Source organism: Kutzneria viridogrisea DSM 43870, from assembly GCF_000525635.1.
Taxonomy (GTDB): Bacteria; Actinomycetota; Actinomycetes; order Mycobacteriales; family Pseudonocardiaceae; genus Kutzneria; species Kutzneria viridogrisea.
On sequence record NZ_CP007155.1, the window covers coordinates 3,514,617 to 3,536,377 of the forward strand.

The window sequence follows — 21,761 nt, forward strand, 5'->3', positions numbered from 1 at the left end:
GCCACCGCACCAACGGCGCCGCGTTCAGGCGCGGAGGATGTCGTGGTTGAGGCGGGCGATGGTGGTGAGCGGGATGCCCTTGGGGCAGGCGGCGGTGCACTCGCCGGTGTTGGTGCAGCCGCCGAAACCGAGCTCGTCGTGCGCGGCGAGCATGGACTCCGCGCGGGTGGCGCGTTCCGGTTGGCCCTGCGGCAGCACGCCGAGGTGGGTGGCTTTCGCCGCCGTGAACAGCATGGCGGATCCGTTCGGGCAGGCGGCCACGCAGGCGCCGCAACCGATGCAGGCCGCCGCCTCGAACGCGGTGTCGGCGTCGGCCTTGGGCACCGGCACGGCGTGGGCGTCAGGTGCGCTGCCGGTGGGGGCGGTGACGTAGCCGCCGGCCTGCACGATGCGGTCCAGCGCGCCGCGGTCCACGACGAGGTCGCGCACGATCGGGAACGCGCCCGCCCGCCACGGTTCGACGGTGATGGTGTCGCCGTCGCGGAACGCGCGCAGGTGCAGTTGGCAGGCGGTGGTGGCGCGTTGCGGTCCGTGCGGGCGGCCGTTGACGACCACGCCGCAGGCGCCGCAGATGCCCTCGCGGCAGTCGTGGTCGAACGCGACCGGGTCCTCACCGGCGAGGATGAGGCGCTGGTTGAGGACGTCGAGCAGTTCCAGGAACGACATGTCCGGGGTGAGGTCGTCCACCGGGTAGCCGACGAGCCGCCCGGGCGCGTCGGGGCCGGGCTGGCGCCACACCTTCAGGGTGAGTTTCACGCGTAGCTCCGCTGGCTGGGGGTGATGTGCTCGAAGGTCAGGGCTTCCCGGTGCAGCACCGGGGGTTGGCCGACGCCGGTGAACTCCCATGCGGCGACGTAGCTGAAGTCCGGGTCGTCACGCAGGGCCTGGCCGTCCGGGGTTTGGCTCTCCTCGCGAAAGTGGCCGCCGCAGGACTCGGTGCGGTGCAACGCGTCCCGGACGATGAGCTCGGCGAGTTCCAGGAAGTCCGCGACCCGGCCGGCGCGCTCCAGCGCCTGGTTGAGGTGCGCGCCGGTGCCGCGCACGGCGACGCGCTGCCAGAACTGCTCGCGCAGCGCGGGGATCGCGGCGAGCGCGGTGCGCAGTCCGGTCTCGTTGCGGGCCATGCCGCAGTGCTGCCACATCAGCCGTCCGAGTTCGCGGTGGAAGTGGTCGGCGGTGCGGTCGCCGCGCGCCGTCAGCAGGGTGGTGATCCGGCCGCGTACCTCGGATTCGGCCTCGGCGAGGACGTGGTGGTCGGCGGGCACCGGGTCGAACGGGCCGTCGGCGAGGTAGTCGCCGATCGTGGCGGGCAGCACGAAGTAGCCGTCGGCGAGGCCCTGCATGAGTGCGCTGGCACCAAGCCGGTTCGCGCCGTGATCGGAGAAGTTGGCCTCGCCGATGACGAACAGTCCGGGGATGGTGGCGCGCAGGTCGTAGTCCACCCACAGGCCGCCCATGGTGTAGTGCACGGCCGGGTAGATGCGCATCGGCTGGCGGTACGGGTCCTCGCCGGTGATGCGCTGGTACATCTCGAACAGGTTGCCGTAGCGGGCGGCCACGAGGTCCCGGCCGAGCCGGCGCAGCGCGTCGGCGAAGTCGAGGTACACGCCGCGGCCGCCGGGGCCGACGCCGCGGCCCTCGTCGCACACCTCCTTGGCGGCACGGGACGCGATGTCGCGCGGCACCAGGTTGCCGAACGCGGGGTAGCGGCGCTCCAGGTAGTAGTCGCGTTCGGCTTCCGGGATGTCGCCGGGGGCGCGGGTGTCGCCGGTGCGGACCGGCGCCCACACCCGGCCGTCGTTGCGCAGCGACTCGCTCATCAGGGTCAGCTTCGACTGGTGGTCGCCGCTGACCGGGATGCAGGTGGGGTGGATCTGGGTGTAGCAGGGGTTGGCGAACAGCGCGCCGCGCCGGTGCGCGCGCCAGATGGCGGTGGCGTTGCAGCCCAGGGCGTTGGTGGACAGGTGGAAGACGTTCGAGTAGCCGCCGGTGGCGAGCACCACGGCGTCCGCGACGTGGCTGGTGACCGTGCCGGTGACCAGGTCGCGCACCACGACACCGCGCGCCCGCCCGTCGACGACCAGCAGGTCCAGCATCTCGTGCCGGGTGTGCAGTTCGACCGTGCCTGCGGCGACCTGCCGGGACAGCGCCTGGTACGCGCCGAGCAGCAGTTGCTGTCCGGTCTGGCCGCGCGCGTAGAACGTGCGGGACACCTGTGCGCCACCGAAGGACCGGGTGTCCAGCAGACCGCCGTACTCGCGTGCGAACGGCACGCCCTGGGCGACGCACTGGTCGATGATCTGGGTGCTGATCTGCGCCAGCCGGTGCACGTTGGCCTCGCGGGAGCGGAAGTCGCCGCCCTTGACGGTGTCGTGGAACAGCCGGTGCACGCTGTCGCCGTCGTTGCGGTAGTTCTTGGCGGCGTTGATCCCGCCCTGCGCGGCGATGCTGTGCGCGCGGCGGGCGCTGTCCTGGTAGCAGAACGCGCGCACCCGGTAGCCCAGTTCGCCGAGGGTGGCGGCGGCGGACGCGCCGGCCAGCCCGGTGCCGAGGACGATGACGGTGAGCTTGCGCCGGTTGGCCGGGTTGACCAGGCGCGCGGCGAACCGGCGGCGGTCCCAGCGCGTCTGGATCGGGCCGCCTGGGTCGCGTTCGTCCCGGATCGGCGCGCCCTCGACGAAATCGGTCACCTCAGCACCCCCGTGAGCACGGCGAACGGAACGGACAGGAACGCGGCGCAGATCGACACCGAGGCGGCCAGCGCCGCGATCCGGGCGGCGCGGCGCGCGGCGAGCGTGCTGCCCAGCGACTGGAGCGCGCTCCACACCCCGTGCCACAGGTGCAGGCCGAGCGCGAGGATCGCGGCGGTGTAGGCGACCACGACCGGCCAGCGCTGGAAGTCGGCGACGACGTTGCGGTAGTCCTCGCCGGGTACGCCGTGCGGGTTGAGCGTGCCGGTGGTGATGTCCAGGACGTGGTAGACGACGAACAGGAACAGCAGCACGCCGCCCCACCGCATGGTGCGTGCCGGGTAGCTGCCCTGCACGGCGGCACGGTGCGCGTAGCCGACCGGGCGGGCCTTCCGCGCGCGGCGGGCGAGCTGCGCGGCGGCGGTGACGTGCAGGACGAGCGCGGCCAGCAGCACGGCGCGCGCCACCCAGAGCAGGCCGCCGTAGCCGAACGCGGGTTGGGCGAGGGTACGCAGCCAGTGGCCGTACCCGTCCAGCGCGTCGGGGCCGAAGAAGATCTTGAGGTTGGCCAGCGCGTGCGCCACCACGTACAGGAACAGCAGCGCGCCGGTGATCGCCATGACGGCCTTCTTGCCGACCGTGGATCGCCACAGCCGCAACGGTTTCGAGGTACTGAGGACAACCACGACAACAACGCTAGGAGCCAGCGGAACCAGTCGTCCAATACATCGTCACGCTCGTGTCGATAGTCTGGGGCTATGACCTTGCAGCAGCTGCTGTACTTCCTGGCGGTGGCCGACACCCGGCATTTCACCCGCGCCGCCGAGCTGGTGCACGTGGCGCAGCCCTCGCTGAGCAAGCAGATCCGGGTGCTGGAGCGGGAGCTGGGGGCGGAGCTGTTCACCCGGGCGCGCGGCAACATCGCGCTGTCCCCGGCCGGGGAGGCGCTGCTGCCGGTGGCCCGCCGGATCATGTCCGATGTGGACACCGCGCGGCTGGAGGTGCAGGAACTGGCGGGGCTGCGGCGTGGTCGGGTGCGGGTGGGCGCGCCGCCGAGCCTGTGCGGCAGCGTGTTCGCGGATGTGCTGGCCCGGTTCCACCGCCGGTACCCGGGCATCCAGCTGCTGGTGACCGAGGGCGGCTCGCGCGACCTGGTGCGCGAGCTGGTGCGCGGCGCGCTGGACCTGGCGCTGGTGATCGAGTCGCCCGCGGACGCGGACAGCGCGCTGACCACGACCCCGATCCTGCGGGAGAGCCTGGTGGTGGCCTCGCCGGTGGCCGCCGACCCGCTCGCCGACCGCACCGAGCTGCCGATCGGCGAGCTGCGACACCACCCGGTGGTGATGTTCCGGGAGGGCTACGACCTGCGGGAGGTGACGCTGGCGGCCTGCCACCGCGCCGGGTTCCAGCCGAGGTTCGCGGTGGAGGGCGGCGAGATGGACGCGGTGCTGCGGTTCGTGGAGGCCGGGTTGGGGGTGGCGATCGTGCCGAGCACGGTGCTGGCGGCCCGTCCGCTGCTGCGCGCGACCCCGCTGGCGCGCCCCGGATTGAGCCGCACGATCGCGTTGGCGCACCGCACCGACGCGGCTCCGACGGCGGCGGCACGCGCGTTCCAGGACACCCTGCTCAGCCACCTCGCCGACGCGGACACCCTGCCGCGCGGCGTGCGCCGGCTCCCGGCGGCGCGCCCCCAGGCGTCGAAGCCCGGCTACGCGCCGAGATCACCAGGCTGAGAAGGACGATCGCGAACAGGAAACGGCCGAACGCGCGAAGATCCCGGACCTGCCGCGGCAACGGTGGCCCTGATCTTCGCGCGTCGGCGTGGTCGCGTTCAGGCGAAGAGTTCGCCGAGCAACTCGGGGTCGATGGGGATGGGAGCGGGGCGGTAGGCCGGCGGCTGCGTGCCCATCAGCTCGCGCACCAGGAAGTCCCAGCAGCGCTTGCGGACGTAGGCCAGGCAGTCGATGAACACGTGCTCGGCCCCAGGCACGATGAGCAGCTCGAAGTCCTTGTCGGCGGCGATGAGCCGGTCGGCCAGCCGCAGCGTGTGGTCCGGGTGGACCCGGTCGTCCATCTCGCCGTGGATGAGCAACAGCTTGCCCGCCAACCGGTCCGCGATGTCCACATTGGACGAGCGGGCCCAGGCCCCTGGGTTGTCCGCGCCGTCGTAGGCCTCCACGAAGTCCAGGCTGAAGTAGCGGGCGTCGTGGTAGCCGGACAGGGCGACGCCAGCCCGGTACACCTCGGGGAAGTCCAGCATCGCCCGGACGGTGGCGAACCCGCCGCCGGAGTGGCCGAACGCACCCACCCGGTCCAGGTCCATCCACGGCCGGGTCTGGGCCAGCTGCCGCAGCGCCGCGACGTGGTCGTCCAGGCCGCCCGCGTCGGCCAGGTGGCCGTAGGAGGCGTCGTGGAAGGCCTTGCCGCGCCCCGGGGTGCCCCGCCCGTCCACCGCGACCACCACAAAACCCAGCGCCGCGAGGGGTTCCGCGTCGAAGCCCATCCCGCCGGGGTCGAAGCACGGGTCGACCCTGGTGACCTGCGGGCCGGGGTAGATGGTGTCCACCACCGGGTAGCGCAGGGCGGGGTCGAACCCGCGCGGCCGGTACAGCACCCCGTAGATGTCCGTCACACCGTCGGCCGCCTTGACGCGGAACCGTTCCGGCGGCGTCCAGCCGGTGGCGGTGAGCTTGCTGATGTCGGCGCGCTCCAGCTCGACCAGCACCCGACCGGTCCAGGCACGGACGCGGGACACCGGTGGGGTGTCCACTGTGGACGCGGAGTCGATGAAGTACTCCATGCTGTCCGGCATTGTGACGATGTGGTCCAGCTCGTCGTCGGTGACCCTGGCGAAGCCGGAGCCGTCCAGACCGACCCGGCACACCGTGCGCCGGTACGGATCCTCGTCAACCAGCCCGGAGGCGGTGAAGTACACCACCTGCTCGGTCTCGTCGACGTACAGGATCTGCCGTACCGCCCACTGCCCGGAGGTGACCTGCCCGAGCAGCGCGCCGGTGCGCAGGTCGTAGCGGTACAGGTGGCCCCAGCCGTCCCGCTGCGAGTACCACAGCACCTCGTCGGCCAGCACCCGCACGATCGGCGGCTGGTACGTCCACTGGTTGGGCTCCACGCGGGTGGCCCCGGTCTCGCTGAGCACGGTGGTGACCTCGCCGGTGGCCGGGTCCAGCCGGTGCAGGGTGAGCGTGCGTCGGTCGCGGGGCTGGCTGAGGTAGTACACCGCCGAGCCGTCTGCCGCCCACCACGCCCACTTGAGCATGATCGGCGACACCATCGGCATGGGCAGCGGCTCGACCTGCGCGCGGACCACCGTGCCCGCGGCGAGGTCCAGCACGACGAGCTCGGCCAGCGGCATGGTCTCGTCCCCGGCGTAGGGGTAGCGCTGGGTGTGCGGCTGCGGGGCGCCGCCGTCGGCGGGCCTGGCCTCCGTCAGGTGGGTCTGCCGGACACCGCGCTCGTCGGTCCGATGCGTCAGCACCTTCGTCGAGTCGGGCGACCAGGCCACCGCGGGCGGCAGGTGCGGCAGGCCGAACTTGCGCAGCAGAGTGCCGTTGCCGAGGCACTCCGGGCTGGAGCCGTACTGGTAGTCGGGCGCGCCGTCGGTGGTCAGCGCCCACTCGCGGCCCTCGGACAGCGAGCGCGCCCACAGGTCGTGCCCCCGCTGGGACACCGCGAACCTCCTGTCCGGTGACGGCACGTCCAGCGGGTTGCCCGGCGGCGTGAACTTGGCCCGCTCGCAGGCGTAGCTGTCCAGGTGGCAGCGCCAGTACTCGTCGAACGCGAAGAACTCCACGGCGTTCCCGGCCAGCTCGATGGCCCGGAACGGTAACGCCTCAGGGGCGACCTGCTGCCCGGAGGCCGCGGCCAGCGCGGCGGCGAGCCGGGCGTGGTCGAAGGCCGGCTCGCGGGTGCCCGCCGCCGGGTCGACCAGCACGAACCGCTTACCGGTCCCATTGCTCACCCCGTACCAGAAGCGGGCTCCTCCGTCGAGCCACTGCGGCTTGATCTTGTCGCCGATGACGAGCTCACCAGGGCGGGCGGGTCGGCGGAGGAGCTGCTCCGCGGCCTGGTAGTCCTGAGTGGTGCTCATTCGTTTTGTCCTTTCTCAGTAACGGTTTTGGGCATGGCGATGCCACGGGTTCGCCATCACGGCGCAGGTGATCAGGGGCGCGCGGGGCCGCGCGATACAAGCTCAAGCGAGGGCTGACTCGCGAGCGGGGTGAGGCGGGGGCCGACCAGGCGGTCAGAGATCAGGCGCGGACCGGGACGGTGTGGTCGGACTACTCGGGGAAGTCGTTGGCTGCTAGCGGGATTTGCTTGTCTCGTTGGGTTTTGGGCCGTTATCGAGAGCCCACGCGGTTGAACAGTCGCTTCGACCAGAGGTAGCCGCCCAGCGCGATGACGGCGCACCAGACGAGCGCGATCCACCCGTTGTTCCCGATCGGCTTGTCCATCAGCAGGCCGCGCAGGGTTTCGATGATCGGCGTGAACGGCTGGTACTCGGCGAACCAGCGCAGCCCGGCCGGCATGGAGTCGGTGGGGACGAACCCGCTGCCGAGGAAGGGCAGCAGAACCAGCGGCATGGGCAGGTTGCTCGCGGTCTCGACGCTCTTGCTCACCTGGCCGAGCGCGACGGCGAGCCACACGAGCGCGAAGGTCACCAGCACCAGGAAACCGGCCGCGGCCAGCCACCCGCCCAGCCCGGCGGCGGGCCGGAAACCGACCAGCAAGGCCACGCCGATCACGATCACCAGGCTGAACACCGCCTGGATCACGCTGCCAAGGACGTGTCCGGTCAGCACCGAGACGCGGGCGATGTGCATGGTGCGGAACCGGGCGATGATGCCCTCGGTCATGTCCATGGCGATCGAGATCGCGGTCCCCTGGACCGTGGACGTCACGGTCATCAGGATGATCGCGGGCGCCACGTAGTTGGCGTACTCGGCGCGCCCGCCGACCGTCCCGCTGTGCACCGGCCCGCCGAGCCCGGCGCCCAACGTGCCGCCGAACACGTAGACGAACAGCAGCAGGAAGACGACGGGCATCCCGACGAGCATCACGGTCATCGACGGGTACCGCAGCATGCGCTTGAGGTTGCGGCGCAGCATCGTCGCCGAGTCGCGCAGCGGATGGAAACGCAGGCCCGCCGGAGCCGGGCCGGTGAGGGTGTGGGTGCTCATCGAGTGGTCACCTTCTCGTTGGTGGAGTCGCCGGTGAGGGCGAGGAAGACGTCGTCGAGATCGGGGGTGTGCACGGACAGTTCGTCGACCTCGATGGCCCGGTCGTCGAGCCGGTCGATCAGGGTCTTCAGCGAGCGCAGACTGCCGTCGCTGGGCACCCGCAGCGCGAGCGCGTCGTTGTCGCGCGAGGCCTGCCCCAGCAGGCCCATGGCCGCGTCGAGGCCCTGCGGGGCGGCGAACCGCAGCCGAACGTGCCCGCCGGGGATGCGGCGCTTCAGTTCCTCCGCGGTTCCCTCGGCGACCACCCGGCCGTGGTCGAGGACCGCGATCCGGTCGGCCAGCTCGTCGGCTTCCTCCAGGTACTGCGTGGTCAGGAAGATGGTGACGCCGCCGGCCACCAGGTCCCGGATGATCTGCCACATGTTCCGGCGGCTGCGCGGGTCCAGTCCGGTGGTCGGCTCGTCGAGGAAGATCACCTGCGGGCTGCCGACCAGGGTCATCGCCAGGTCGAGCCGCCGCCGCATGCCCCCGGAGTAGGTCGATGCCGGCTTCCTGCTCGCCTCGACCAGGTCGAACTGTTCGAGCAGCTGGGCTGCGCGGCGCCGGCCCTCGCCCCGGGCGAGGTGGTGCAGATCCGCCATCAGCAGCAGGTTCTCCTCGCCGGTGAGCAGGTTGTCCACCGCCGAGAACTGGCCGGTGACACCGATCGCGGCGCGCACCGCGTCGGGTTCGCGGGCGAGGTCGTGCCCGGCGACCTGGACCTCACCGGCGTCCGCACTGAGCAAAGTGGACAGAATCTTGACCGTGGTGGTCTTCCCGGCGCCGTTCGCGCCGAGCAGCGAGAAGACCGTTCCCCGTCGCACGGTGAGATCGAGACCGTCGAGCACGACCTGGTCACCGAAGGACTTGCGTAGCCCGGTCACCGCGATCGCCGACGATTGCCTGGTGGTCATGGTTTTCCCCTCCGGAAGGTCTTCAGGAACGGCGGATCGTGATGTCGCCGTAGGAGGTGCGCCCGCGCACCTCGACGGTCTCGTCGGGCTCCCCGGGGCTGCTGGCGGCCTCCAGGAGGTTGTGCACGTGCCCGAATCCGGTGTTCACCTGTAGCCACGCGGCGGTACCTTCGGCGATGCCGACCTCCAGGTCACCCATCGCGGTCCCGAGCGTGACCGAACCGCGGACCACCTCGCCGATGCGGATGCTGCCGTTGGACGTCTTCGCCTCGACACCAGCGCCGGCCCGGTCCACGGAGATGTCGCCGTTGGCCGCGCGCACCCGCACGTCGCCGGTGACCGCCTCGATCGTGGTGTCGCCGTTGGAGTTCTTCACCACCGCGGCGCCATCGACCTCGCCGATCTGGACCTTGCCGGAGCCGGTGTAGATCTCGGCGTTGCCCGCGATGCCCTCGGCGGTGACGTGACCGGTCGAGGTGTCCAGGCGCAGCGGGCCGGTTCGTTCGACCCGGACGTTCCCGGTGGAGGTCTTGAACCTGCACTCCCCGAGCCGGCCCGCACAGTGGAAGTCGCCCACCTGCATCTCCGCGGACACCTGGGAACCGCTGGGCAGTTCGATGGCCACGTCGACCGACCTGGTCTTGCGGGAGAAGTCGAAAACGCGCGCCTTCGGACCGGTGACCTGGAGCACGCCGTTGGTGTAGTCGACGCGGACCCGCTGTGCGGCCTGCACGTCGGACTCGTCGGCCGCGTCGCTCGGGCGGACCTCGACGACGGTGTCGGTCCGGTCGCTCGCGGTGATCCGCACATCGCCGACACCGAGTTCGAGCGTGACGGAAATCGGTTCGGGCGTCTCGTAATGTGGCATGGCTGTCCCCTCAACATGGGTAGGTGAGCAATCCCCGCAGGTCGGGGACGTGGTGTGTGTGGAAAGCGGTGCGGTTAACGCACCCAGCCGGTCAGGTGCTGCTTGGTTCGTTTGCCGCCGCTGCGTGGCTCGGGGCGCTGCTCGCGATCGGACCGCTGCAAGGCGGTGGCCGCCGCCCGGACCAGCCAGGCGTTGACCGAGCGCCCCTCCTTGGCGGCGACCTCCTCGATCGCGGCCTTGAGCTGCTCGGGCAGGCGCACGTTGATCCGCGCGGCGGGGCCGTCCTCGGCGAACAGCAGGCCGCCGTCCGACGCGCCGTCGACCGTCGTCGCGGTGTCCCTGGCCGCGAGCTCGAACGGCTCGTCGGGGTGCGAGGTCACGACGAACTTCGGATCGCGTCCGCGCAGGCGCAGCTCCACCGAACCCGGGGCCAGGTCCCGGGTGATCTCGTCGGCGGCGGCCGACAGCGCGTCCAGCAGCGTCATCCGGATCGCCGACTCGAGCGACCCGGTCAGGCGCTCGACCAACGCACGCGCCTCGTCACCACCGGCTTCGGCAAGCGTGGCGAACTCACGTCCGAGGTTGTTCACATACGAGGTCAAGTCCATGGCACCACTTTGGCACATCGATGGCACATGGGCAAGTCATGTTGGCTCACCAGCGGGTGTTGTGTGGCACCACCTGGCGTGTTTGGCTGAAAAAGCGCAGTTCAGGCGTGGTTTCCCCGTGCGCTCGGTCACCGTGCTGCCGTGACCCCCAGCAGGCGGCGCAGCGGCTCGGTGAGGCCCTGGGCGGTGACGCTCGGGTCGACCAGGTGCTGGATGGCCAGGCCGATCGCCAGGCTGATCGCGGCACGGGCCAGGGCCTTGGCGGGCAGTACCTCGGCCAGGCCCAGCGTGACGAGGTGGCGGTGCAGCGCGGTGGCGATCAGGTCGGCCACGGAGCGCTCGCGGTCGGCCAGCGCGCGCACCAGCGCGGGGTCGCGCCGTGCCTCCAGTGCGAACTCCAGTTCCAGTCGCGGCCAACCGCTGGCCATCACCTCGTCGCCCCAGACCTCGATGGCCACCAGCGTGTCCTCGAAGCCGTCGGTCCCCGCCATGATCGTGGTGACCTGGCCGACCACCTCGTCCTGGATCTGCTCCAACACGGCCAGCGCGAGTTCGGCCTTGCTCTCGAAGTTGGAGTAGACCGCCCCGCTGGAGAACCCCGCGGTGTCGGCCACCTTGGCGATCGAGGTGGCGCTGTAGCCCTCGTCCAGGAAGAGGCGCCGCGCGGTCTCCAGCAGCAGTTCGCGCGTGCGGGCCTGGCTCTCGGCGCGGGTCAGTCTCGGCACCGGCCGATCCTAGCGCCGCCCTCGCGGGGGCCCGGTGCGCTCAGCCGTGCGGCCGCAGGCAACTGGTCAGGCCGTCCACCAGCGAACAGGTCGAATCCCGGTGCGCGGGCCGGTACCCGGCGGGCACCCCGTGCCGTGCGGTGATCTCCCGGTACGCCGTGACGGCGTCGGTGGGCCTGCGGCTCAGTGTCCCGTCCGCCCCGCTGTCCACTGTGTACAGACCGAACCGCGGCTTGTAGCTGCCCCACTCGTAGTTGTCGGTCAGGCTCCAGTAGTTGTAGCCGATCACGTGCATGCCGTCGGCGATCGCCCGCTGCACCCAGTACACGTGGTCGCGCAGGTGCTGGGCCCGGGTGTAGCCGTCGGGCCGCGCGGAGCCGTCCGGGCCCGCCATGCCGTTCTCCACCACGTACAGCGGCAGCTTCGGGAAGCGCCGCGCGTACTGGCGCAGCGCGTAGTAGATGCCGTCGGGCTGCGGGTCGACCTTCCACGGCGCGTGCACGAGGTCGGCGCCGAGGATGCTGGTGTTGTCCACACTCAGCCCGTAGTAGTAGTCCAGCCCGACGTAGTCCAGCTTGTCGGCGACCCGGTCCAGGAAGTCCTTGTCCACCATCTCGTTGACGCCGACGATGAACGCGACGTTGCTGGACACCAGCGCGCCCGGGTCCAGTTCGTGCACCAGGTCGTAGGCGCCGCGGTGGGCCTGAACGAGGTGGTCGGCGGCCACCGACTTGTCCGCCTTGGTGTGCTCCACCTCCTGTGCGAGGTACACCGTCGGCTCGTTGATGGTGATCCACAGTGCGCCCTGGCCCCGGTAGCGCTGGATCACCTTGCGCGCGTTGGCGAGCCAGGCGGTGACCGTGCCCGGGTCGGACCAGCCGTGCCGGTCGGCGATCCAGCCGGGGTAGACCCAGTGGTCCAGGGTGATCATCGGCCGCATACCCGCCGCCTTGATCTTGCGCAGCACGTCGTCGTAGTAGGCCAGTTCGGTCTCGTCCCAGCGGTCCGGCGCGGGCTGGACCCTGGCCCACTCCACGCTGAACCGGAACACCTTGACGCCCAGGGCCGCCGCGCGCTGGATGTCCTCGGCGTAGCGGTGCCGGAAGTCGATCGCGTTCTGGTACGGCTCGTTGCCCTGCTGGGCGGCGTAGCGGCGCCAGTTGCTGTCCGGGGCCGAACCCTCGGACTGGAACCCGGAGGTCGACACGCCCCAGAGGAAGTCGGCGGGCACCGGGGCCGGGCCGGTCGGGGCGGCCTGGGCGTGCACGGCGGTCAGGCAGGTGGCAAGGCAGGCGATCAGCGCCGAGCGCATGAAGGACGGTCCTCCCAGTCGGATGATCACCAGCATGCCGCATCGGCCGAACGGCCTACGGCCGGGTCTTGCTGAAGCCATGAATCACTGGTTCACTTCTTGTGTGCCCTACCGACGCACCCCGAAAGTCCAGGCCCGCCTGGACGCCCAGCGCGAGGCGCTGCTCGAGGCCGCCGTGCAACTGCTGGCCGAACAGGGCTACGCGGGCTGCTCGGTGGCCGCGGTCGCCGCGCGGGCGGGAGTGGCCACCGGCAGCGTGTACCGGCACTTCCCCGGCAAGGCCGAACTGGTGGCCGAGCTCTTCCGGCGGGTGGTCAGCCGCGAGGTGGACGCCGTTGAGGAGGCCGCCGGTCAGCCGGGTGATCTCGTGCAGCGGACCGTCGCCGTGGTGGAGACCTTCGCCGGGCGGGCGATGAAGGCCCCGCGCCTGGCCTACGCCCTGCTGGCCGAACCGGTGGACGCGCTGGTGGAGGCCGAGCGACTGGTGTTCCGGCGGGTGTTCCGCGACGCCTTCGCGGTCCGCGTGGCCGAGGCCGTCGAGGCTGGCCAGCTGCCCCCGCAGGACCCGCAGGTCACCGCCGCCGCACTGGTCGGCGCGGTGGCCGAGGTGCTCGTCGGCCCGCTGTCGGAGGGGGCGGCGCACCCGGACACGATCCCCTCACTGGTCAAGTTCACGTTGCGCGCACTGGGAGAACGCCATGCCACCGACGCATGAGGTCACCAACCAGGTCCCGCCGCTGGCCGGTCACGACCTCGCCGAGCACCCGGTCCTGTTGGAGGGCCTGCACGAGCAGGGTGCCGGGTGGGCCGAGCCCGAACTGCACGAGCTGGGCCTGCTCGGCGGCACCGAGCAGGCCCAGGAGTGGGGGCGGGTGGTCAACTCCCACCCGCCGGTGCTGCGCACGCACGACCGGTACGGGCACCGCGTGGACGAGGTCGAGTTCCATCCGTACTGGCACGAGCTGATGACCGTGGCCGTGCGCAACGGGGTGCACGCCGCGCCCTGGCGGCAGGACCGGCCGGGCGCGCACGTGGCCCGCGCCGCGAAGATGATCGTGTGGGGGCAGGTGGAGGCCGGGCACATCTGCCCGATCTCCATGACCTACGCGGCGGTGCCCGCCCTGCGGCACAACGCGGAGCTGGCGGCGCGCTACGAACCGCTGCTCACCTCGCCGGAGTACGACTTCGGGCTGCGCGAGCCCAGCACCAAGCGCGGCCTGATCGCGGGCATGTCGATGACCGAGAAGCAGGGCGGCTCCGACGTGCGCGCCAACACCACGCGCGCCGCGCCCGCCGGGGACGGCACCTACTCGATCACCGGCCACAAGTGGTTCACCTCCGCGCCGATGTCCGACGTGTTCCTCACGCTGGCGCAGGCCCCCGGCGGGCTGTCCTGCTTCCTGCTGCCCAGGGTGCTGCCCGACGGCACCCGCAACCGGCTGCACATCCAGCGGCTCAAGGACAAGCTGGGCAACAGGTCCAACGCCTCGGCCGAGCTGGAGTACGACGGGGCGGTGGGCTGGCTGGTCGGCGAGGAGGGCCGCGGGGTGCCGACCATCATCGAGATGGTCAACAACACCCGGCTGGACTGCGTGCTGGGCAGTGCCGCGGGCATGCAGGCCGGGCTGCGCCAGGCGGTGCACCACGCCCAGCACCGGTCCGCCTTCGGCGCCAAGCTGATCGACCAGCCGCTGATGACCAACGTGCTGGCCGACCTGGCCGTGGAGTCCGAGGCCGCGACCGCCGTGGCGATGCGCCTTGCCGGGGCCTCGGACCGGGGCGAGCACGAGTTCCGCAGGCTCGCGCTGGCGGTCACCAAGTACTGGGTGTGCAAGCGGGCTCCCGCGCACGCCGCCGAGGCGCTGGAGTGCCTGGGCGGCAACGGGTACGTCGAGGAGTCGGGCATGCCGCTGCTGTACCGGGAGGCCCCACTGCCCTCGATCTGGGAGGGCTCGGGCAACGTGGCCGCGCTGGACACCCTGCGCGCGATGGCCCGCCAGCCCGGCTCGGTGGCGGCCTTCTTCGCCGAGATCGAGGAGGCGGCCGGGGCCGATCCCCGGCTGGACCGCGCGGTCTCGTTGGTGCGCAAGGAACTGTCCGATCTGGACGGTATCGAGTACCGGGCGCGGCGGCTGGTGGAGCGCATGGCCATGGTGCTGCAGGGAGCCGTGCTGGTCCGCCACGGCCACCCCGCCGTGGCCGACGCGTTCTGCGCCTCCCGGCTGGGGGAGGACTGGGGCGTGGCCTTCGGCACGCTGCCCACCGGCGTGGACACCGCGGCGATCATCGCCCGCGCCGGGGTACCGCGATGATCCGCACCGAGACCGAGGCGGGCGTGCGCTCCATCGTGCTGGCCAGGCCGGAGCGGTACAACACGATCACGCCCGAGCTGCGCGACGCCCTGGGCCGGGCCATCGAGGAGGCCGACGCCGACCCCGAGGTGCGGGTGATCCTGCTGCGCGCCGACGGACCGGCGTTCTGCGCGGGCTACGGCCTGGACTGGTCCACGCGGTCGCAGGCGGCCGAGGACAGCTCCGAGCGGGTCTGGGATTCGGCCGCGGACTACCGGGTGATGTCCAGCTTCGTGGACGTCTACATGAAGCTCTGGTACGCGGCCAAACCCACGATCGCCGCCGTGCACGGCTGGTGCATCGCGGGCGGCACCGACATGGTGCTGTGCGCTGACATCGTGGTGGCGGGGGAGAGCGCGACCTTCGGCTACCCGCCCGCACGGGTCTGGGGCACGCCGACCACCGCGATGTGGGTGTACCGCCTGGGTTTCGAGCAGGCCAAGCGGTACCTGCTCACCGGGGACGAGATCCCGGCGCGCAAGGCCGCCGAGATCGGGCTGATCCTGGAGTGCGTCCCCGACGACCGGTTGCTGGACCACGCCACCGCGCTGGCCCGCCGGATGGCGCTGCTGCCAGGCAACCAGCTGGAGATGCTCAAGCTGTTGTGCAACCAGACAGCCGAGAACATGGGGCTGTCCTCGACAAGGACCTTGGGCACGCTGCTGGACGGCGTGGCCAGGCACACCCAGGAGGGACGCGACTTCGTGGCCACCGCGGCCAGCGTCGGGTTCCGCCAGGCTGTGCGGCGCAGGGACGACCCGTTCGCCGACTACGGCTCACGTACCACGCACTCGAACGGAGCACCACGATGACCACCGCACCCGACCGGGAACGAGTGGCCCAACGGCTTCAGCGGTCCTCGGCCCGCAACTCCTACGACCCCGAGGTGGACATCGACTGGTCCGCCCCGATCCCGGCCGACCGCTACGCCAAGCCCCCGCAGCGCTGCTCGCTCTACGGCACGCGCATGTGGGAGGAGCTCACCGAGCCCGAGCGCATCCGGCTCAGCCAGCAGGAGGTCGTGTCCTCGGTCTCCTCGGGCATCTGGTTCGAGCTGATCCTCATGCAGGGCCTGGTCCGGCACGTCTACAACAGCGACCCCACCAGCGAGCACGCCCAGTACGCGCTGACCGAGATCGCCGACGAGTGCCGCCACTCCACCATGTTCGGCAAGGCCATCGCCAAGATGTACGGCAAGCCCATCGGCCCGAGCCGCGTCTCCCGCCGTGCGGGCCGGGTGTTCGGCGCGCTGGCCGGACCCACGCTGATCTTCGCGGGCGCGCTGTTCGTGGAGGAGTTGGCCGACGGCATGCAGCGCGAGATCATGCGCGACGACACGCTGCAACCGTTGAGCCGCATGGTGTCCCGCATCCACGTCACCGAGGAGGCGCGGCACATCAGCTACGCCAAGGACGAGCTGGTCCGCGCCTGCGCTGGCCTGAGCCGGTTCCAGCGGGCCAACCTCAAGCTGTGGCTGGCCGCGATGGCCTACACCGCGACCCAGGAGTTCATCCACCCCAAGACCTACGCCACGGTCGGCCTGGACCCGAGGGTGGCCTGGCAGGTGGCCAAGGACAACCCGCACTGGCAGGCCACCAAGATCCAGTGGGTGCGCAAGGCCGTGGCCCTGTTCGAGGAGCTGGACCTGATCGACGGTCCGGGCCGTCGGCTGTGGCTGGCCGCCGGGCTGCTGGAGCGCTGAGCCTTACCGGGCACCGAAGTCGAGGACCCCGCGCGGTTCGTGTGCGCGGGGTCCTCGACTTCGGCCCGCCTTCTCCGGCGCGCGTATCAGCCCTGGCAGCAGGAGTTCCTGCTGTGCGCCACATAGTGCGGGTCGTGCCACCAGAAGTCCCGGTTGGCCGGGTGCTCGGGCACGGCGGCCAGCACCGGGTTGGCCGCCACGGTCGCGCCGGTGGACTCGAACGGCTTGACCAGATCGTCCACAGTGAACAGTCGGCCGTTGCTCACCACCTTGCGCACGTTGGCCGCCTGCCTGATGTCGGCCAGCGGGTCCCCGCCGAGCACGAGCAGGTCGGCGTACATGCCCGGCTCGATCCGGCCCAGCGGCTCGCCCAGCACCTGACCGGCGTTGCGCGTGGCGGTGGTCAGCGCCTCGTGCGGGGTAAGGCCGTTGAGCACCATGGCGCGCAGGTTCATGTGCGTGCTCACGGCGGTGTGGTCGATCGGTGAGTCGGTGCCGGTGACCACGGTGCCGCCGCTGCGGATCATCGCGGCCACCTGCCCCACCTGGTGGCGCAGGTTGGCCAGGCTGGCGCTCTGGTCGGTGCTCTGCGCGGTCTTGACGGCCGTCAGCAGGCTGGCGTACTCCCACTGCGGGTAGAGGGTCCTCACCCGGTGGTCGGTGACCAGGCTGGTGTCCTCGCGGAACAGTGCGGAGGACACGAACAGCGTGGGCGTGCGCGCGGCTCCCGAGGCGTTGAAGATGTCGATGACGTCCTGGTAGCCCACGCCCAGCGCGCTCACCGTTCGGGAGTAGCCGAACCGGCTGGTGGCCCCGATGTGCTCCATGCCGTCCCCGCCGAAGGCGAAGGCCGGGTGGTGGTAGTGCGAGGTGGTCAGCACACCACGCCGGTGCGCCCACCGCACGACCTGGCGCTGCCACTCCGGCTTGAGCCGCACGTAGCACTTCATCAGGTCGTAGTCCAGGGCCTCGGCCCGTTCCAGCTCCAGCCGCAACTGCTCGTCGTCGAAGGTGGGCCGCATGAAGTTGTAGAACACCCGCGAGCCGTCGATCGCCTCACCGGTCGCGAAGTAGCGCGGCCCCACCCGCGCCCCGGACTGGATGGACTCGCGCTCCTCCACCATGTGGTACGCCGGGCTGCCCGGTGACCGCGTGGTCGTGAAACCCAGTGCGAGCCACAGCCTGCCCTGGCGCGCCCCGTAGGCGTAGCCCTGCATCTCGCGGTGGTTGTGCATGTCCACCAGGCCGGGCATCACCACGCCCTCGCGCGCGTCCACCAGTTCGCCGTCGTGCCCGTCGTGGCTCGGCTCCACCGAGCGCACCCGGTGGCCCTCCACCACGATGTCCACAGTGGACCGCAGCGTCTGGCTCGTGCCGTCCCACATGCGGCCCGCCCGGATCACCAGCCGACCGCGGTTGCGCAGGTTGGTCCAGCTCAACCCGGTGGGGATGGTCCGCGCCCGGCCGCCGTCCACGGGGACCAGCCGCAGCCGCCCGTTGTTCAGGTACAGCAGGTGCCGCGAGTCCCCGTGCCAGCTCGGCGCGTCGGTGACCTCGGTGGTGACCTGCCTTGGCTCGCCCGCGAAGGTGCCGTCCGGGTGCACCTCGACCACCCACAGCGTGCTGGCCACCACGAACGCCATCTTCCTGCCGTCCGGGGACCACACCGGGCCGTCGTCGCCGCGGGTCTGCAGGCCGCGGTCGGGCAGCGGGGCCACGTAGGTGCCCTTGCCGGTCGCCCGGTCGACGAGCAGGATCTCGCTCAGGCCCTCGCGGTAGCGCGCCGAGTACGGCTTGATCGCGGCCAGCGCGATGACCGAGCCGTCCGCGGACCAGGTGGGCCGTCCGGGCTCGAAGGTCGCCGCGAACACCTTGCGCACGGCCCCGCTGGCGACCTCCACCGTGTACAGGGCGCCGGTCTGGTCCAGGAAGGCCAGGTGGCTGCCGTCCCGCGACCAGGACCCGGACAGGGCCGCGGCCTCGGGCAGGTTGGTGAGCTGCCGGTCCTGGCCGGTGGCCAGCTCGCGCAGCCAGATGTCCAGCTTGCCGCCGCGGTCGGTGGAGTAGGACAGGTAGCGGCCGTCCGGGGACCAGGCCGGGTCGGACTTCCACCACTGGTCCCGGGTCAGCGGCCGGGCGGGCTGCCCGACGCGCATCGTGTAGATGTCGTTGAGCGCGCGGAAGGCCACCGACTCGCCGTCCGGGGACAGCACGGGGCTGCCGATGCCGACCACCGGCTTGGGCCCGGTGGAGTCGAAGTCCCGCCTGCGCTTGACGTAGTCCGGCCGGTTGACCTCGATCGGCGCGGTGAACGGGATGTCCTGCCGCTGCGAGCCGCCCAGCGTGCGCCTGCGCAGCGCCCCGTCGGCGGCGTAGAGGTAGTCGCTGCCCTGCCAGGAGACCCGGAACGGGTACACGTCCTCGCCGGTGACCAGCGCCTTGCCCGCCAGCACCAGTTGGGCCGTGCCCGCGGCGGCCGTGGGCGCGCCGCCGGTCAGCCTGCTGTAGACCACGTCCGAACCGTCCGGCAGCCAGGTGGGGCCGTGCAGCACGTCCGTGGGCGCGCCGGTGACCAGCGTGGTGCGGCTGCCATCGGCCACCGTCACCACGTCGATGCGGGTGTTGGCCGTGACGAAGGCGATCCGCCTGCCGTCCGGGGACCAGGCGGGCTCGTACTCCTCCGCCGCGGTGTCGGTCAGCGGGGTGCTCGCCCCGGTTGCCAGGTCCAGCACGTGGATGCCGTAGCTGCCACCGGAATCCGAGGAGTACGCGATTTTTGTGCCGTCGGGGGACCAGCGGGGCTCGCGGTGGTCGAACGGCCCGTGCGTGAGCTGGCGCAACTGGCTGCCGTCCGCCCGGATCGTCCAGATGTTGAAGTTGCCGTCACGGTAGGACTGGAACGCCAGCGTGGTGGAGTCGGGGGACCAGTCGGGCTGCGCGATGTCGAACAGGTCGTCGGTCAACCGCTTCGCGGGGCCGCCGCCCGCCGGGACCAGCCACAGCACGCCGACCAGGTCCATCGCGATGGTGTGGCCGTCCGGGGAGAGCTGCCCCGCGATGTTGGTGCCCTGCCGCAGGGACACCGGCACACCTGAGCGGGACTCCTGTGCCTGGGCTGTCGCCCCCAGCGGGCCCAGTTCCACGCCGGTCAGGGCCACCGCCCCCACCACGCCCGCCAGGAACCCGCGCCTGTTCACACCCGACATGTCGCCCCCCGGAGCCGTTCCGTGACCGCCGGTGACGCCCGACGATCATGGCCAAGCTACCCGATGGGTGTTTGCCGCGTCACCGTTCGATTGGCGGAGCGACGTCCAGCGACCGCGCCCTGGCGAGGATTGGTCAAGCCGGTGCGGGAATTGCGTCAGCGCAGGTTCGTGCCGATCCCGGTGAGCGCGCGGACCTCCATCTCCGCCTGCTTGCCGGGATCCTCTCCGCGCCTGCCCAGGAACGTGGCCACGAAGCCGCACAGGAAGGAGAACGGGATCGACACGATGCCCGGGTTGCTCAGCGGGAACACCGCGAAGTCCAGGTCCGGGAAGATCGCGTTCCGGTTCCCGGACATGACCGGGGACAGCACGATCAGCAGCAGGCAGGAGCCCAGCCCGCCGTAGATGCTGGCCAGCGTGCCCGCGGTGTTGAACCGCTTCCAGAACAGCGAGTACAGGATGGTGGACAGGTTCGCCGATGCCGCGAGCGCCAGGGCGAGCGCCACCAGGAAGGCCACGTTCTGCCCGTTGGCCAGGATGCCGCCCACGATGGCCAGCAGGCCGATGGTGACCGCGGTGATGCGGGCGACCCGCACCTCACGCCGCGGTTCGGCCTTGCCCCGCTTGATGATGTTGGCGTACACGTCGTGCGCGAAGGAGGCCGAGGCCGCCAGGGTCAGCCCGGCCACCACGGCCAGGATCGTGGCGAAGGCGACCGCCGAGACCACGCCGAGCAGCACCGCCCCGCCGATGCGGAAGGCCAGCAGCGGGGCCGCGGAGTTCTCCCCGCCGGGGGCGCGCAGGATGACGTCCGAGCCGACCAGCGCGGTGGCCCCGTAGCCGACGACCAGCGTGCACAGGTAGAACACGACCATCGTCCAGATCGCCCACACCACCGAGCGACGGGCCTGCTTGGCGTTGGGCACCGTGTAGAACCGCATCAGCACGTGTGGCAGGCTGCAGATGCCCAGCACCAGTGCCAGCGCCAGGGACACGAAGTCCAGTTCGTTGCGGCCGTACTGCGCGCCGGGGGAGAGGATCCGCTCCCCGAGCCGGTTGTGCTCGGTGGCCCGCTCCAGGATCGCGGAGAAGTTGAAGCCGAACTTGCCCAGCATGAACACGCTGATCAGGGTCACGCACAGCAGCAGGAGCACGGCCTTGATGATCTGCACCCAGGTGGTGCCCTTCATGCCGCCGACCAGCACGTAGAAGATCATGATGATGCCGACAACGGCGATCACGATCGACTGGCCGGCGCGGTCGGTGATGTTGAGCAGCAGGGCGACCAGGCCGCCCGCGCCCGCCATCTGCGCGAGCATGTAGAAGAACGAGATCACCAGCGTGGAGTTGGCCGCGGCGGCGCGCACCGGGCGCTGGCGCATCCGGTAGGCCACCACGTCGCCCATGGTGAACCGGCCGGTGTTGCGCAGCATCTCCGAGATCAGCAGCAGCCCGACCAGCCAGGCGACCACCCAGCCCACCGAGTACACGAACCCGTCGTAGCCGTGCACCGCGATGCCGCCCGCGATGCCCAGGAACGAGGCGGCGGACAGGAAGTCACCCGACAGGGCGATTCCGTTCTGCGCCCCGGTGAACGCGCTGCCCGCGGCGTAGTAGTCGTCGGTGGTCTTGTTGCCGCTGCTGACCCGGTACACCACGTACAGGGTGATCGCCGCGAACAGCACGAACACCCCGATGTTGATCGCCGGGTTGCCGGTGGCCACCTGGTCGGCGGCGCCTGGGGTCACGGCCGCTCACCCGCCAGCTCGCGGACCAGCTCCACCTGGGGGTCCAGCCTGCGCCGCGCGTACCTGTTGTACCCCAGGGTGATCGCCACCGTGCTGACGAACTGGGCGAGCCCGAGCAGCATGCCGACGGTGACCAGCCCGAACACCTTGGTGGCCATGAACTCGTGCGCGTAGGCGGCCAGCAGCACGAAGGTGAGGTACCAGCACAGGAACAGCAGGCTCATCGGGAACACGAACAGCCGCAGTCTGCGCCGCAGCACGGCGAACTCCGGGGAGTCCTGGATCGCCGCGAAGTCCGGCGGGGCCGAGCGTTGCGGGGCGTGCGTCGTTCGAGTCACTGTTCCTCCACGACGGTCCCCCGTGACTGGTGTGCGGCGCCAAGAGTAACGGTGCTGGCGAA

18 protein-coding genes are annotated in these 21,761 nt (G+C 71.2%); 5 read left to right on the forward strand and 13 right to left on the reverse strand.

Annotated features, from left to right (window positions below; all coding sequences use genetic code 11):
* Positions 1-24: 24 nt before the first annotated feature.
* The 3 genes from KALB_RS15805 to KALB_RS15815 are packed head-to-tail and all read right to left on the reverse strand — an operon-like array spanning position 25 to position 3,376.
* Positions 25-756, reverse strand: a complete 732-nt coding sequence (locus KALB_RS15805; RefSeq protein WP_030108538.1) for a succinate dehydrogenase/fumarate reductase iron-sulfur subunit — start codon at positions 754-756, stop codon at positions 25-27.
* Positions 753-2,690 carry a fumarate reductase/succinate dehydrogenase flavoprotein subunit gene (locus KALB_RS15810; RefSeq protein ID WP_025356683.1) on the reverse strand — a complete coding sequence of 646 codons (1,938 nt, stop codon included), beginning with the start codon at positions 2,688-2,690 and terminating at the stop codon, positions 753-755. Before KALB_RS15810 ends, KALB_RS15805 begins: the two co-directional genes overlap by 4 nt.
* Positions 2,687-3,376, reverse strand: coding sequence for a succinate dehydrogenase cytochrome b subunit (locus tag KALB_RS15815; RefSeq protein WP_236650264.1), 690 nt, complete (start codon positions 3,374-3,376; stop codon positions 2,687-2,689). The genes KALB_RS15810 and KALB_RS15815 overlap by 4 nt, the downstream gene beginning before the upstream one ends.
* Before the next feature lie 72 nt (positions 3,377-3,448).
* On the opposite strand from KALB_RS15815, the gene KALB_RS15820 reads away from it, so the two are divergent.
* Positions 3,449-4,423, forward strand: a complete 975-nt coding sequence (locus KALB_RS15820) for a LysR family transcriptional regulator (protein WP_025356685.1) — start codon at positions 3,449-3,451, stop codon at positions 4,421-4,423.
* Positions 4,424-4,521: 98 nt separating this feature from the next.
* Here KALB_RS15820 and KALB_RS15825 read toward each other — a convergent pair whose 3' ends face one another.
* From KALB_RS15825 to KALB_RS15855, 7 genes are all read right to left on the reverse strand, one after another.
* Entirely contained in the window at positions 4,522-6,798 is a 2,277-nt protein-coding gene (locus KALB_RS15825; protein ID WP_025356686.1) for a S9 family peptidase, read from the reverse strand.
* Positions 6,799-7,048: 250 nt separating this feature from the next.
* A complete protein-coding gene (locus KALB_RS15830) occupies positions 7,049-7,888 on the reverse strand; it encodes an ABC transporter permease (RefSeq protein ID WP_025356687.1) in 840 nt (279 codons plus the stop codon).
* A complete protein-coding gene (locus KALB_RS15835) occupies positions 7,885-8,841 on the reverse strand; it encodes a daunorubicin resistance protein DrrA family ABC transporter ATP-binding protein (RefSeq protein ID WP_025356688.1) in 957 nt (318 codons plus the stop codon). The genes KALB_RS15830 and KALB_RS15835 overlap by 4 nt, the downstream gene beginning before the upstream one ends.
* Before the next feature lie 22 nt (positions 8,842-8,863).
* Positions 8,864-9,709, reverse strand: coding sequence for a DUF4097 family beta strand repeat-containing protein (locus KALB_RS15840; RefSeq protein ID WP_025356689.1), 846 nt, complete (start codon positions 9,707-9,709; stop codon positions 8,864-8,866).
* A 74-nt stretch (positions 9,710-9,783) separates the two neighbouring features.
* A complete protein-coding gene (locus tag KALB_RS15845) occupies positions 9,784-10,317 on the reverse strand; it encodes a ribbon-helix-helix protein, CopG family (RefSeq protein WP_025356690.1) in 534 nt (177 codons plus the stop codon).
* A gap of 128 nt (positions 10,318-10,445) precedes the next feature.
* The gene (locus KALB_RS15850) at positions 10,446-11,042 is read right to left on the reverse strand and encodes a TetR/AcrR family transcriptional regulator (RefSeq protein WP_025356691.1); all 597 of its coding nucleotides are present in this window, start codon (positions 11,040-11,042) and stop codon (positions 10,446-10,448) included.
* Between the two features lie 40 nt (positions 11,043-11,082).
* Positions 11,083-12,390, reverse strand: a complete 1,308-nt coding sequence (locus tag KALB_RS15855) for a glycoside hydrolase family 1 protein (protein WP_236650265.1) — start codon at positions 12,388-12,390, stop codon at positions 11,083-11,085.
* 67 nt (positions 12,391-12,457) lie between these two features.
* On the opposite strand from KALB_RS15855, the gene KALB_RS15860 reads away from it, so the two are divergent.
* The 4 genes from KALB_RS15860 to KALB_RS15875 are packed head-to-tail and all read left to right on the forward strand — an operon-like array spanning position 12,458 to position 16,407.
* Positions 12,458-13,069: a TetR/AcrR family transcriptional regulator gene (locus KALB_RS15860; RefSeq protein ID WP_025356693.1), complete on the forward strand. Its 612-nt coding sequence runs from the start codon at positions 12,458-12,460 to the stop codon at positions 13,067-13,069.
* Positions 13,053-14,666, forward strand: coding sequence for an acyl-CoA dehydrogenase family protein (locus KALB_RS15865; protein WP_025356694.1), 1,614 nt, complete (start codon positions 13,053-13,055; stop codon positions 14,664-14,666). Before KALB_RS15860 ends, KALB_RS15865 begins: the two co-directional genes overlap by 17 nt.
* On the forward strand, positions 14,663-15,517 hold the full coding sequence (locus KALB_RS15870; protein ID WP_025356695.1) for a crotonase/enoyl-CoA hydratase family protein: 855 nt from the start codon (positions 14,663-14,665) through the stop codon (positions 15,515-15,517). The genes KALB_RS15865 and KALB_RS15870 overlap by 4 nt, the downstream gene beginning before the upstream one ends.
* Positions 15,514-16,407, forward strand: coding sequence for an AurF N-oxygenase family protein (locus KALB_RS15875; protein WP_025356696.1), 894 nt, complete (start codon positions 15,514-15,516; stop codon positions 16,405-16,407). The genes KALB_RS15870 and KALB_RS15875 overlap by 4 nt, the downstream gene beginning before the upstream one ends.
* Positions 16,408-16,493: 86 nt before the next feature.
* Here the strand turns inward: KALB_RS15875 and KALB_RS15880 are convergent, their stop codons facing one another.
* From KALB_RS15880 to KALB_RS15890, 3 genes are all read right to left on the reverse strand, one after another.
* Complete coding sequence (locus KALB_RS15880; RefSeq protein WP_236650266.1) at positions 16,494-19,604, reverse strand: amidohydrolase family protein; 3,111 nt, start codon at positions 19,602-19,604, stop codon at positions 16,494-16,496.
* 164 nt (positions 19,605-19,768) lie between these two features.
* Positions 19,769-21,361, reverse strand: coding sequence for a solute symporter family protein (locus KALB_RS15885; protein WP_025356698.1), 1,593 nt, complete (start codon positions 21,359-21,361; stop codon positions 19,769-19,771).
* Positions 21,358-21,699: a DUF485 domain-containing protein gene (locus KALB_RS15890; protein WP_025356699.1), complete on the reverse strand. Its 342-nt coding sequence runs from the start codon at positions 21,697-21,699 to the stop codon at positions 21,358-21,360. The genes KALB_RS15885 and KALB_RS15890 overlap by 4 nt, the downstream gene beginning before the upstream one ends.
* Between the last annotated feature and the right edge of the window lie 62 nt (positions 21,700-21,761).

Bases quoted from the DNA above. Each gene is read 5' to 3' on its own strand.
- KALB_RS15830 (WP_025356687.1), bottom strand. From the start codon at position 7,888: ATGAGCACCCACACCCTCACCGGCCCGGCTCCGGCGGGCCTGCGTTTC.
- KALB_RS15865 (WP_025356694.1), top strand. From the start codon at position 13,053: ATGCCACCGACGCATGAGGTCACCAACCAGGTCCCGCCGCTGGCCGGT.
- KALB_RS15835 (WP_025356688.1), bottom strand. From the start codon at position 8,841: ATGACCACCAGGCAATCGTCGGCGATCGCGGTGACCGGGCTACGCAAG.
- KALB_RS15820 (WP_025356685.1), top strand. From the start codon at position 3,449: ATGACCTTGCAGCAGCTGCTGTACTTCCTGGCGGTGGCCGACACCCGG.
- KALB_RS15845 (WP_025356690.1), bottom strand. From the start codon at position 10,317: ATGGACTTGACCTCGTATGTGAACAACCTCGGACGTGAGTTCGCCACG.
- KALB_RS15875 (WP_025356696.1), top strand. From the start codon at position 15,514: ATGACCACCGCACCCGACCGGGAACGAGTGGCCCAACGGCTTCAGCGG.
- KALB_RS15840 (WP_025356689.1), bottom strand. From the start codon at position 9,709: ATGCCACATTACGAGACGCCCGAACCGATTTCCGTCACGCTCGAACTC.
- KALB_RS15870 (WP_025356695.1), top strand. From the start codon at position 14,663: ATGATCCGCACCGAGACCGAGGCGGGCGTGCGCTCCATCGTGCTGGCC.
- KALB_RS15855 (WP_236650265.1), bottom strand. From the start codon at position 12,390: ATGCTGGTGATCATCCGACTGGGAGGACCGTCCTTCATGCGCTCGGCG.
- KALB_RS15825 (WP_025356686.1), bottom strand. From the start codon at position 6,798: ATGAGCACCACTCAGGACTACCAGGCCGCGGAGCAGCTCCTCCGCCGA.